The 8817-nt window shown below is 65.5% G+C and carries 11 protein-coding genes and 1 pseudogene; 7 read left to right on the top strand and 5 right to left on the bottom strand.

The window, feature by feature from the left end; genetic code table 11:
• The coding region (locus tag FNF32_RS15490; protein ID WP_221930745.1) for a hypothetical protein at window positions 1-225 on the bottom strand (225 nt) is incomplete at its 3' end.
• On the opposite strand from FNF32_RS15490, the gene FNF32_RS14985 reads away from it, so the two are divergent.
• On the top strand, window positions 115-753 hold the full coding sequence (locus FNF32_RS14985; protein ID WP_342778066.1) for a M23 family metallopeptidase: 639 nt from the start codon (window positions 115-117) through the stop codon (window positions 751-753). The two genes, FNF32_RS15490 and FNF32_RS14985, sit on opposite strands and share 111 nt — an antisense overlap.
• A gap of 228 nt (window positions 754-981) precedes the next feature.
• On the opposite strand, the pseudogene FNF32_RS15715 reads toward FNF32_RS14985, so the two are convergent.
• The 3 genes and pseudogenes from FNF32_RS15715 to FNF32_RS14960 form a co-directional block, all read right to left on the bottom strand.
• A pseudogene (locus tag FNF32_RS15715) lies at window positions 982-1201 on the bottom strand (cation diffusion facilitator family transporter); the annotation flags it as partial.
• 11 nt (window positions 1202-1212) lie between these two features.
• Window positions 1213-1833, bottom strand: coding sequence for a cation efflux transmembrane domain-containing protein (locus FNF32_RS14970; protein ID WP_052042060.1), 621 nt, complete (start codon window positions 1831-1833; stop codon window positions 1213-1215).
• Between the two features lie 461 nt (window positions 1834-2294).
• Entirely contained in the window at window positions 2295-2732 is a 438-nt protein-coding gene (locus FNF32_RS14960) for a MerR family transcriptional regulator (protein ID WP_036700253.1), read from the bottom strand.
• Window positions 2733-2820: 88 nt separating this feature from the next.
• Here FNF32_RS14960 and FNF32_RS14955 point away from each other — a divergent pair, with 88 nt between their 5' ends.
• The 5 genes from FNF32_RS14955 to FNF32_RS14935 are packed head-to-tail and all read left to right on the top strand — an operon-like array spanning window position 2821 to window position 7238.
• Window positions 2821-5049 (top strand): heavy metal translocating P-type ATPase, encoded by a 2229-nt coding sequence (locus FNF32_RS14955; RefSeq protein ID WP_131674990.1) that lies wholly within the window; start codon window positions 2821-2823, stop codon window positions 5047-5049.
• A 3-nt stretch (window positions 5050-5052) separates the two neighbouring features.
• Window positions 5053-5676 carry a methyltransferase family protein gene (locus tag FNF32_RS14950; RefSeq protein WP_036708051.1) on the top strand — a complete coding sequence of 208 codons (624 nt, stop codon included), beginning with the start codon at window positions 5053-5055 and terminating at the stop codon, window positions 5674-5676.
• The gene (gene lspA, locus FNF32_RS14945) at window positions 5673-6158 is read left to right on the top strand and encodes a signal peptidase II (protein ID WP_036700251.1); all 486 of its coding nucleotides are present in this window, start codon (window positions 5673-5675) and stop codon (window positions 6156-6158) included. The genes FNF32_RS14950 and lspA overlap by 4 nt, the downstream gene beginning before the upstream one ends.
• Window positions 6145-6582: a disulfide bond formation protein B gene (locus FNF32_RS14940; protein ID WP_081962575.1), complete on the top strand. Its 438-nt coding sequence runs from the start codon at window positions 6145-6147 to the stop codon at window positions 6580-6582. Before lspA ends, FNF32_RS14940 begins: the two co-directional genes overlap by 14 nt.
• Window positions 6579-7238: a DsbA family protein gene (locus FNF32_RS14935; RefSeq protein ID WP_036708053.1), complete on the top strand. Its 660-nt coding sequence runs from the start codon at window positions 6579-6581 to the stop codon at window positions 7236-7238. The genes FNF32_RS14940 and FNF32_RS14935 overlap by 4 nt, the downstream gene beginning before the upstream one ends.
• 9 nt (window positions 7239-7247) lie before the next feature.
• On the opposite strand, the gene mntR is transcribed toward FNF32_RS14935, so the two are convergent.
• Window positions 7248-7703, bottom strand: a complete 456-nt coding sequence (mntR, locus tag FNF32_RS14930; RefSeq protein WP_036700249.1) for a manganese-binding transcriptional regulator MntR — start codon at window positions 7701-7703, stop codon at window positions 7248-7250.
• Between the two features lie 313 nt (window positions 7704-8016).
• On the opposite strand from mntR, the gene FNF32_RS14925 reads away from it, so the two are divergent.
• Window positions 8017-8817, top strand: an 801-nt coding sequence (locus FNF32_RS14925; RefSeq protein ID WP_221930743.1) for a multicopper oxidase domain-containing protein, incomplete at its 3' end; no start/stop codon positions are given.

Genomic DNA, 8817 nt, shown 5'->3' with positions numbered 1-8817 from the left:
TTCCAGAGCCCCATCGCCTTCGAGCGAAAGGCCCGCGAAGTGAGCTAAACGCTCTCCACAAAAGCCGGGCAAGTCCACGATCTGCGGCTGAGAAAATCCGAGAGTAATCGAATCCTGCTGCAGATCGAGGAGGCTCTGATCGCCTCGGTGGAGCCGCTCGACGAGGTGCTCCGTGAGGCCGGACTGGACTCTGAGGCGGTACTCGCATCCGCTGGCGATGGTCACTCAGCCCCGAAGGAAGCCTTGGTTCCCCTTGCGGTCTCCACGAGGGGAATAGCCTCGCTGGATGACGAGACCGTGCGCGCGAACCGCATTCTCGAGCGGCTCGACGAGCTCAGCCACTATCGCTTGGCCCTTGAATCGCTGCCGCTCGCCATGCCGGTCCAGGACGCCTTCCGGTACACCTCGCCCTTTGGCCGGCGCTGGGGGCAAATGCACAAAGGGGTCGACATGGCAGGGCCTGTCGGCACCCCCGTCTACGCCACGGCCGACGGGGTCGTCACCTTCGCCGGCTGGCAGAACGGCTACGGGCGGATCATCATCGTTCGCCACCCCTTCGGTCTGGAGACCCGCTACCCGCACCTCAACGCCATCCGCGTCGAGGTGGGCCAGGAAGTTGCGCGCGGCGAGCGGGTCGGCGACATGGGTAACTCGGGCCGCTCCACGGGATCCCACCTCCACTACGAGGTGCGCGTGAACGGTGAAGCGGTCGATCCGATGGGCTACATTCGCGCCGGCCGGGACCTCCTCTGAGCGCGCCCGCGCGCGCCGGTAGCCGGGCTCTTGCTACGTCAGTGAGGCGAAGGGGCGTCGAACTGCACGTAGAGGTGCTCGACGATCTCGAACTGAAGGTCATGGAACTTGCTTGGGCCCGGTTCGCGGCATGACGCGGGAACTGCACTGCCTGCAGTACGGCGAGCCCGAAATCCAGTACGAGATTGTCCGCCCCCCGAGGAAGACACTGGAGATCGCTGGTGAGCCTGCTGCGACAACGTCGATCCGATCATGACCGAAGGTCATGCGCTCGTCCGCCGGCCGCCGTGCGATCTTGCGCGCGCGAAGGCGCTGAGGGCGAGGCTGCCCGAGAGGATTCGGCAGACAATCTGGGCGCCGGTCAAGCGCGTTGGCCCAGATAAGCAATGGTGACCCGCCGGTCGCGGGACGCGGGGCTGATATGGGCGTGGCCGTGATCGTGAGGCATCGTCTTCTCTCTCAGGTCTCGGCGTCACCTTGATGGACCGCCTTGTGGTGCTCGCCATGCGCGTCGCGCAGGATTCCGATGCCGCCCCAAGCGGCGACGCCGGCGACGGCGATACCGACCACCAGATCGGGCCAATTGCTGCCCAGCCACCAGACGAGACCGCCTGCGACGAGAATTCCGCCGTTTGAAATGAAGTCGTTGATACTGAAGGTGTTGGCCGCTCTGACATTCACGTCCGGATCCTCGAGTCGACCAAGAAGCCGGATGCAGACGCCATTCACGACCGCGGCAATGAGCGCCATGGAAATCATGAGCGGGCCGAGCGGCTCGGAACCGGTGTAGTAGCGACGAACAGCATCGATCAGGATGCCAACCGCCAGAATCAGCAGCAGGCCCCCCGACAAGTTCGCGGCCCAACGCTTCCATTTGTCCGAACGAGACAGCGCGAAAAGGCTGATGGCGTAGACGAAGCTGTCGGAGGTGTTGTCCAGACCGTTGGCGATCAGCGCACTGGAGTCGCCCAGTGCGCCGGTCGCGAAGAAGCCGAACGCAATGGCAACATTCAGCAGCAGAACCGTCCAGAGCGTACGGCGCTGACGTTCATCCGGATCCTTTGACAGTTTTCTGGACATCAGGTTCGCCTCCGTTCGTACTGGCCGGCGGATCAAGGCGGCTCCATCCACCCTGCAGGCGCAAACCACTCGATCCTCGCCGGAAAAGGGTAGCCCTTTGCCCAAGAATCGGTCGAGAGACAGTTTTGGTTCCTCTGGTCCCCAGAAGTTCGAGGGCGGCGCGTGGATTTATGCCCAGCGCTGCGCGGGCCGGGCGGGTTCACGGCAGCGCCCGCAAGGCAGACGCGGCCGCCTGTCACGTCCGGGCGATCGGGTCGCTCGGCCAGCCACGTCCAGAGGATCGACGCCACGATGCAGACGCTTCGGAGTCGATCTGCGCCAGGAACCGGCCGAAGGCGATCAGGCTCGCCACGCCCGGCCCGAGCGAAGCCGCGGAGGCGCCGAGGCGCCACAATGGCGAAACAGCCCGCGATCTCGCGCCAAAGCCGCGGCGGCATAGATCGTCAAGGTCGGCAGCGCCGTCATTCAGCCGCCGCCGTCGGCACGTCGTGGTCATGTGCGCAGTGGGAATGGTCGCTCAGCGACTCGATTACGCGGCAGTCGGCGATGGTCCCTTGTGCGCATTGCCGGATCATCCGCTCCAGCTCGGCTTCCAGCGCCGTCAGCTGCGCGATCCGGGCCTTCACCGCAGCGAGTTGCTCCTTCGCGATGATGTCGGCGGCTGCGCAGGATTGGTCGGGCTGGTCGGAGAGGCTCAGAAGGTCGCGGATGGCGTCCAGCGGAAACCCGAGTTCGCGCGCGTGGCGAATGAAAGCCAGCCGATCCTGTGCGGACTTTCCGTATAGACGCTGGTTGCCGGCGCTGCGCTCCGGCTCGGGCAGGAGGCCGATCTGCTCGTAGTAGCGGATGGTCGGCACCTTCACCCCGGCCGCCTCACCCAGTTTTCCGATGGTGAGCATCAGATTCCCTCTTGAAGCTACAGTAGCTAGAGACATTAAGTTCCCGATTCGATGAAGGCAACTGCCCGATCGGGGCGAAGGAAAGACGATGACGGGAACCGACGTGGAAACAGCGACGGCCTGCGACTGGACCGTTTCGGGCATGGATTGCGGCTCCTGCGCGACCAAGATCAAGGATGCGGTCGGGCGCCTCCCCGGCGTCAGCGGCGTGGAGGTCGGCATCATGTCCGAGCGTCTGCGCCTGACCCTGGACGAGGCGCAGACCGGCCGCGACAAGGTTGAAAAGACGGTCCGGGCCCTTGGATACGGCATCGCACCACGCGCCGCGGCGGCCAAGAACGAGTTTGTGATGCCCGGCGGCCCGAAGGCCGGCACGGCCGCGACACGAGACGAAAGCGGCCACGGCAGCCCCAGCCATGTCCATGACGACCCGGCAGACCGCGGCAAGCGCTGGTATCAGACGGGCAAGGGCAAGCTCGTCATCTTTACCGCTCTCCTACTGGCGGTGGCCTGGGGCATAGAGTTGCTGGCGCCTCAGTTCGGCAAGTGGGCCTTTGTCGCCGCCTGCCTGATCGGCGTGGCACCGGTGGCGCAACGCGCCTTTGCCGCCCTGCGGCTGGGCCAACCGTTCACCATCGAAAGCCTGATGACCGTGGCTGCCATCGGCGCCCTTTTCATCGACGCGGCCGAGGAGGCGGCACTGGTCGTGTTCCTGTTCGCGGTCGGCGAGGTTCTGGAAGGTGTCGCGGCGGGCAAGGCCCGGGACGGCATTCGGGCTCTGGCCAATCTGGTGCCGAAGACCGCATCTCTTGAACTGAATGGCGTCACGAAAGAGGTTCCGGCCGCCAGCCTGCGGGTCGGGCAGTTCGTGCTCGTCCGCCCCGGCGACCGCGTCCCGGCGGATGGCGAGATCGCCAAGGGCACATCCGGCATCGACGAAAGCCCGGTCACCGGCGAGAGCATGCCGAAAACGCGGGGGCCGGGCGATCCGGTCTTTGCCGGGTCGATCAACACCGAGGCCGTGCTGCGCGTAATGGTCACGAAGGCAGCCGAGGACAACACCATCGCCCGCATCATCCGTCTGGTCGAAGAAGCCGAGGAGGCCCGCGCGCCGACCGAACGCTTCATCGACCGCTTCAGCCGCTGGTACATGCCCGCCATCGTCACCGTGGCGGCGCTGGTCGTGCTGGTGCCGCCGCTGGCCTTCGCTCAGCCTTGGGATACCTGGATTTATCGTGGCCTTGCGCTTCTGCTGATCGGCTGCCCCTGCGCGCTGGTCATCTCGGTTCCGGCCTCAATCGCCTCGGCGCTATCCACCGGCGCGCGGCGCGGCTTGCTGATGAAGGGTGGCGCGGTGATCGAGGCGGCCTCGAAGGTCAGCCGCATCGCCTTCGACAAGACCGGCACCCTGACCCACGGGCGGCCGATGGTTACCGATATCGTGACCTTCGGCGCCACCACCGAGGCCGAGCTTCTGGCCGTGGCGGCGGGCGTCGAGACCGGATCCAGCCATCCGCTGGCCATCGCCATCCTGAACAAGGCCACGGAAGCGGGCGTTGCAGCCCTGCCGTCGCGCGATGCCAGGGCGCTGATGGGCAAGGGCGTGATCGCGACAGTCGGGGACGCAGCGGCCTGGGTGACCTCCCCCCGCCATGCGATGGAGAACGGCGGCCTCGACGATCCTGGCCTGCGCCAGGCCACCGTCTTCGAAGAAGAGGGCAAGACCGCCGTTGCGGTGTTCCGTGAAAAGACCCCGCTCGGCCTGATCGCCATGCGCGACGAACCCCGCAAGGACGCGGCCGAGGCGGTCCGGCAGCTCAAGGACATGGGTGTCGCCCCGGTCATCCTGACCGGAGACAATCCGCGCACGGCCGCTGCCATTGCCGGGGGCCTCGGCATGGAGTTCCAGGCCGACATGATGCCCGAGGACAAGCTCACGGCGATCCGCGACATGAGCGAGCACGGTGGCGTGATGATGATCGGCGACGGGATCAACGACGCCCCCGCGCTGAAACAGGCGGATGTCGGCGTGGCTATGGGGTCAGGAACCGACGTGGCCTTGGAAACCGCCGATGCGGCGATCCTTCGCGACCGGGTGATCGATATCCCGGCGATGATCCGGCTCGCCCGTGCGGCAATGGCCAACGTCCGGCAGAACGTGGCGATCGCGCTCGGCCTCAAGGCGGTGTTTCTGGTGACGACCATCCTCGGGATCACCGGGCTCTGGATTGCCATCCTCGCCGATACCGGCGCAACGGTGCTGGTCACGCTCAATGCGCTGCGGCTTCTCGCTTTCAAGCCCGAACGCGAGGCATGACGCATGATCTCCGGCTTTGGCTGGGCCGTCCTGGTCCTGATCTTCGGCTATCTGGCGCTGTTCCTCTGGGGCATCGCCATCGCGGCAGATGCATCTGGCCGCTCTGTCTGGCTTTTCGGGCGGGCGTCCGGACGCGACCGCTGGGCGGCCTTCGGCTTTCGTGCGGCCTTCGTCGTCGCCTTGTTCGGGCCACTCTTCTGGCTGGCCTGGCCGATCCTGCACAAGGCCGACCCGCTCTGGACCGAGGGAGAGGTGGCTGCGCTTGGTGCGGTTGGCGTGTTCCTCGCCGGGGTCGGCGCGATGGTGGCTTTTGCCGCGCAGATGTCGATGGGCACATCGTGGCGCGTCGGGGTCGCAAGCGATGCCACGGGCGATCTCGTCTCGGGCGGGCTTTACCGGTTCAGCCGCAATCCGACCTTCCTCGGGCAGTTCGCGCTGCTTGCGGGCGTCGGCTTCGCAATCCCTTCACTCCCGACGATCCTTGCGCCGCTGCTCTTCCTCGGATCGGCCTCCTTGCAGATCCGGTCCGAGGAAGCTGTCCTGCGCCAGTCCCTTGGCGCGGAGTATGAGCGCTACGCGGCTTCAGTCCCGCGCTGGATCGGCTTGCGCCGCAGGAGCGTCAAATGAGCACCCGGCTGATCGTTGCCCTGATCGGTATCACCACGCTGGCCGATCAACTGACGAAGGCGGCGGCGCTGGCGCTGCTCTCTCGCGACGAGACGGTTCCCGTTCTTCCCGGCTTCAGCCTGACGCTCGGCTTCAACGAGGGATCGAGCTTCGGCATGCTGTCGGACGTAATGGCGGGCAAGCCACTGCTGATGGCGGCCCTGACAGGATTTCTGACCCTGATCTTCGCCGTCATGGCAGTCCGGGCGCCGCGCCCGTTCGAGCGGGCCGGTCTTGCGCTGGTCGTTGGCGGTGCGCTTGGCAACATCATCGACCGGCTGCGGCAGGGCGCCGTGACCGACTTCCTCGACCTCTATTGGCGCGACTGGCATTGGCCCACGTTCAACGTCGCGGATATTGCCATCACGCTTGGCGCGGTGTGCATCCTCGCAGCCTCTCTTCCCGCACGCCGTCGCAAGGAGCCTGTTCTTGACCAACACTGACGTACAGAGCCTGTCCCACGACGACTTGCACCTTACGGCCGCATTCCTGATCGCGCTGGCGGCAACACTTGGCGCGCTCTTCATCGGCGAGGTGCTGGGACAGACGCCCTGCACGCTCTGCTGGTATCAGCGCATCGCCATGTTCCCGCTGGTGCCGATCCTTGGCCTGTCGCTGTGGCGAAGCGACGGCATGGCCCGCCCATACGCCCTGCCGCTGGCGCTGGCGGGTCTGGCGTTGGCCGCCTGGCATTCCGGGCTTTACATGGGGCTAATCCCGCAGGACATCGCACCCTGCACCAAGGATGGCCCGTCCTGCTCTGGTCCGGCGCAGATCATTCTGGGCCTGCCTATTCCCTACCTGTCGCTGGCAGCCTTTGCCGCGATCCTTGCCTGTCTCATCTTGCCCAAAGGAAACCGCATATGAACCGCCGCACTCTCTTGATCGGGGCTCCGGCTCTTGGGCTTGTCGCATTCGGCGGCGGTGCGTCCATCCTGAACCGCCAGCGTCAGGCCGAGGCCGAAGCGCTCGCTGCCGCCACCCCCGCGGTGGATCCATCCCTTCTGATCCGCGCCCATTCCCCCAGCTTCGGCCCCGAGGATGCTCCGGTTACCTTGGTCGAGTTCTTCGACCCCTCCTGCGAAGCCTGCCGAGCCTATCATCCGGTGGTGCAGGAAATCCGGCGGCAGTTCCCGAAGCAGGTCCGGGTCGTGCTGCGCTACACGGTGTTCCACGAAGGCTCGGACGAAGCGGTGCGCATCCTCGAAACCGCGCGGATGCAGGACAAGCTCGAACCGGTGCTTGATGCGCTGCTGGAGCGGCAACCCCAGTGGGCAGTGCATGGCATGCCGAGACTGGACGTGGCCTGGCAGGTCGCGGGAGCTGCTGGCCTCGACCTCGAGCGGGCCGAAAGCGACAGGCTGTTTCCGGGGATCACCGGCATCCTCAATCAGGACATGGCCGATGTTGAAGCCCTCGGCGTCGGCCAGACGCCGACGTTCTTTCTGAACGGCACGCGACTGGAAAACTTCAGCGCGGAAAGCCTTGTCGCCGCTGTGCGATCTGCCGTGGAGAATGCCTGAACGGAAGGCTCAGGAACGGTCGGCAAAGGCCGCGAACAAGGCGAGCGTTCGCTCGCTCACGTGATGCTCGATCCCTTCGGCATCGCGCTCGGCTGTCTCGGGATCAAGACCAAGACTGAGCAGGAACCGCAACACGATCTCGTGCCGCTGTTGGCATTCCCGGGCCAGCGCCCGGCCCTCTTCCGTCAGAAAGACCGAGCGGTACTTGGCGCGGGTGATCAGGCCGTCCCGGGCCAGACGGCCGAGTGTCTTGGCGACGGTGGGCGCCGTGACACCCATCTTGGTCGCGATATCGACCGGCCGTGCCTCGCCGTGTTCGTGGATCAGTTCCGCGATCAGTTCGACGTAGTCTTCCGCCAATTCGTTGCGCCGCGCCTCTCGCACCCCTTGGAACGCCTCCGCGCGTGGGTCGGCGGGGCGCGCCTCGGGCTCGAGAGCTTCTGCTTCAGTGTGGTCATCAGCCATCATCCTTCCAGTCTCGCACGAACCGGATTGACACGTAAAGCCACAGGGATGATTATTAGCCTTGTCTAACTTGTCGCGCCGAGGCTTTGGCGTGCTGCCCACAGGGAAAGCCTTCCCCATGACTGCCAATGTCCGGAAGCAAGCGCGCGATGCGCCGTCCGAATTGGAGGCGTCCCGGTCCATCGCTCCGCCTGACGGCAACGCAGGGTCGGTTGACACGTCCCGACGCGCGTTGCTGGTCGGTGGACTGGCCGCCGCGAGTGGCGCCGCCATCATAGCGGGTGTCGCGCGGTCCCAGGCCGCGCCAGACCCGATGGCGGGCCACGACATGTCCGCCATGCCGACCGACCCCTATGCAGCACCCATGCCCGGCATGGCGCATGGCAACATGACAACGGTCGGTGTGGTCGATCACGACCGGAACGGCTTCGACCCGACAACCATGCTGACGGAGTGGGAAACGGGCCTGACCGATCTTTTGCCCGATGGCCGAACGCTGCGCACCTTCGAAGTCGCTGCCATCGACCGGGAGATCGAGATCGCGCCCGGCATCTTCTTTCCGGCCTGGACCTTCAATGACCGCGTGCCCGGACCGGCACTGAGGGCGAAGGAAGGCGAGCGGTTGCGGATCATCTTCCGCAACTATGGATCGCACCCGCATTCGATGCACTTCCACGGCATCCATTCGGCGCGAATGGACGGCGTTCCTGGTGCCGGTTTGATTGGTCCCGGCGAAGAGTTCATCTACGAGTTCGACGCCAAGCCGTTCGGATGCCACCTCTATCATTGCCACGCCCTGCCGCTGAAGCGGCACATTCACAAGGGCATGTATGGCCTGTTCGTGATTGACCCCGATCCCGCCCGGCACCCCGAGAATGCGGCCGTGGCAGCCTCGCGCGTGCTCGGCAGCCCCGAGAATGCTCGATGGCAGGAACTGGCGATGGTGATGAACGCCTTCGACACCAACTTCGACGGAGCAAACGAGATTTACGCGGTCAACACCGTGGGCCAGGCCTACATGAACGCGCCGATCCGCATTGGACTTGCCCGGAAAATGTGGAGAGCACCAACTGAGGAACCAGGAGGTGTTCTATGGGAAACGGGAACAGGCCGA

The sequence above is a fragment of the Paracoccus marinus genome (genome assembly GCF_007018965.1).
GTDB classification, from domain to species: domain Bacteria; phylum Pseudomonadota; class Alphaproteobacteria; order Rhodobacterales; family Rhodobacteraceae; genus Paracoccus; species Paracoccus marinus.
The sequence above is the reverse complement of the archived record's forward strand: the minus strand, read 5'-3'. Positions and strand labels throughout refer to the sequence as shown.

Excerpts from the sequence above, each read along its gene's own strand:
- FNF32_RS14935 (WP_036708053.1), top strand. The coding sequence starts at position 6,579 with ATGAACCGCCGCACTCTCTTGATCGGGGCTCCGGCTCTTGGGCTTGTC.
- lspA (WP_036700251.1), top strand. The coding sequence starts at position 5,673 with ATGAGCACCCGGCTGATCGTTGCCCTGATCGGTATCACCACGCTGGCC.
- FNF32_RS14960 (WP_036700253.1), bottom strand. The coding sequence starts at position 2,732 with ATGCTCACCATCGGAAAACTGGGTGAGGCGGCCGGGGTGAAGGTGCCG.
- FNF32_RS14955 (WP_131674990.1), top strand. The coding sequence starts at position 2,821 with ATGACGGGAACCGACGTGGAAACAGCGACGGCCTGCGACTGGACCGTT.
- mntR (WP_036700249.1), bottom strand. The coding sequence starts at position 7,703 with ATGGCTGATGACCACACTGAAGCAGAAGCTCTCGAGCCCGAGGCGCGC.
- FNF32_RS14970 (WP_052042060.1), bottom strand. The coding sequence starts at position 1,833 with ATGTCCAGAAAACTGTCAAAGGATCCGGATGAACGTCAGCGCCGTACG.
- FNF32_RS14950 (WP_036708051.1), top strand. The coding sequence starts at position 5,053 with ATGATCTCCGGCTTTGGCTGGGCCGTCCTGGTCCTGATCTTCGGCTAT.